Annotated in this window: 1 protein-coding gene; it reads right to left on the bottom strand. The window is 66.4% G+C overall.

The window, feature by feature from the left end:
* Positions 1-121 precede the first annotated feature (121 nt).
* Entirely contained in the window at positions 122-1,690 is a 1,569-nt protein-coding gene (ltrA, locus tag ACFFNX_RS48150) for a group II intron reverse transcriptase/maturase (protein ID WP_378213140.1), read from the bottom strand.
* Positions 1,691-2,247 lie beyond the last annotated feature (557 nt).

Below are 2,247 nucleotides of genomic sequence, written 5' to 3' on the forward strand. Positions count from 1 at the left end.
ATCTGTTGGGTCGGGGACGGGACGCCGTGCGGCCTTTCGGCCGCCGGTTTTCCCGTCCCCGCCCGCCGAACCCGGCGTGCGAGTCGTCCCCGCACCGGGCTCTCCATGTGATCCGATGGGTTCAGCTGACGAGTTCGGAGACGTGGCCGACGAAGGCCGCATCGTCGTGACCGGTCCGGCGGAAACGGGCTCCGGCCGGGTCGATCTCGTCGACGTTGAACGGCGTGGCGATCTGCGCTCCGCGGAAGCGGTAGCGCTCCACGCGCTTCTTCGCCGGGTTGTAAAGGACCAGGCCGTCCTCGCAGATCCGGTCGGCCCCGTAGTAGCGCCGCCGGGTCTGTTTCCAGGTCAGGTGGGGGTGCTTGCGGCGAATCCAGTAGATCACCCGCCACCAGGCGTACCAGCCCAGATAAGCGAACGTTCTCTTTGATGCGCCGTAGCGGAAGTACGCAGCCCAGCCCCGCAGGATCGGGTTGATCTTCCGCAGCACGTCCAGCAGCCTGAGCGAGACCGTTCCTGCTCCGGTGGTCTCCTTGATCTTGTGCATGACCCGTGCCAAGGCATCCTTGGACGGGATCGTGAGCACCACCCGGCGGCCGTCACCTCTGCGCCTGCGCTGGATACGGAAGCCCAGGAAGACGAAGCCGTCGTCAATGTGGGTGAGGTGTGTCTTTTCAACCGAGAGGGTCATCTTCAGCCTGGTGGCCAGCAACTCACCGATCTCCGTCTTGATGCTCTCCGCGTCGGACCGGGTGCCGCAGACCAGCACCACGAAGTCGTCGGCGAAACGCACCAGCCGGAAGTTCGGCAGCCCCTTGCGACGGCGGTGTTGCCGCCGCCATCCCGGGCTCATGTCCCGTTCCCAGATCCGGGCGAAATGCCGGTCCAGGACGGACAGATAGATGTTGGCCAGCAGCGGGGAGGCGACCCCACCTTGCGGCGTGCCCGTCAGGCTGTCCGCAAAGCCACCGTGCTGCTCGACAACCCCGGCCCGCAGAAACCCCCGGACCAGCCGCAGCACCTTACGATCGGCTATGCGCTCTGCCACCAGGTCCAACAGGACCTGGTGATCGACATTGTCGAAGCACGCGGTGATGTCACCCTCGACCACCCACTCGTATGAGCGGCTGGTGAGCTGGTGGATCTCGGCGATGGCATCCTGAGCCCGACGTCCGGGCCGATACCCGTAACTCGACGGATAGAAATCGACCTCGAAGATCGGTTCGAGGACCAGCTTGAGGGCCATCTGCGCCACCCGGTCCCGCAGGGTCGGGATCCCCAGCGCACGGACCTTGCCGTTTCGCTTCGGAATGATCGCCTGCTTCACGGGCAACGGTGTGAAGGTGCCGCCCTTCAGCGAGGATCGCAGGTCCTCCAGGAAGGGCAGCACCCCGATATCCTCTTCGACGTGGCGGCGGGTGACCGCATCCACGCCCGCCGTCTTCGCGCCCCGATTGCCCGACACCCGCTCCCAGGCCACCAACAACGTGGCCCGGTCGCAGATCAGGTTGAACACGTCCGCGAACCGGCGGTCCGGCTCGTCTCGTGCCCATCGGTGCAGCTTTCGCTGGTGGTCGAGTACCCGCCGCTCGGCCGTCAAACTGCCCGGCCACGACGGTGCGCTGTTATTCAACGGCGACTCTTCCCGCCTCCAGTCATTACTGCTGATCACACTGCCGCCCTTCCCCATGCGACCAGCTCTCCTGGCCTCGGAGTACTACGGCGGCTCCGCCACGACCCGATGCCCACAGCGGGCGTTGCGCCTGCCCACCGCCCGGCCGGCAGCCGGACGGGAAGGGCGGCACCAGGCCGCTTCCCACGTTCACTGATGTCCGTTATGACGGGTGTTGGCGTCCGGCTATACCCCGACGGCATCGCCACGGGCCGCACATCGCAGTCTTGGCCCGGGCCTTCCGCCGCCCAAATCACACGGACGACGGAAGCGAACAGGCCAAAAGCCACGGCCTGCCCAGCACCGCAAAGCGATCCATCCACCAGGTTCGGCAGATCGCTGACGACTAACGGGGCTTCAACCACCGGTTCAGTTCCCTTACACCTTCCCGTCCTCGCTAGCGGGCACGAGCCGTCTGGCAGTGCCGACCCGCCCCTACATTGTCGAGGCCGCTTCCAGCCTCACCCCCAACCCGGGGCTCCGCCTGCCTCCAGCTTCGACCGGTCACTGCGATGACCGGCGGCGGGCCCTTCCTCCCGCACGGATCCATCAGCGCCTCGTGGCGCACGGCTTTT

It is taken from the genome of Actinoallomurus acaciae (assembly GCF_042429965.1).
Classification (GTDB): Bacteria; Actinomycetota; Actinomycetes; order Streptosporangiales; family Streptosporangiaceae; genus Actinoallomurus; species Actinoallomurus acaciae.

What these genes read in the sequence shown, in the direction of transcription:
- ltrA (WP_378213140.1), bottom strand. Translation starts at nt 1,690, where the DNA reads ATGGGGAAGGGCGGCAGTGTGATCAGCAGTAATGACTGGAGGCGGGAA.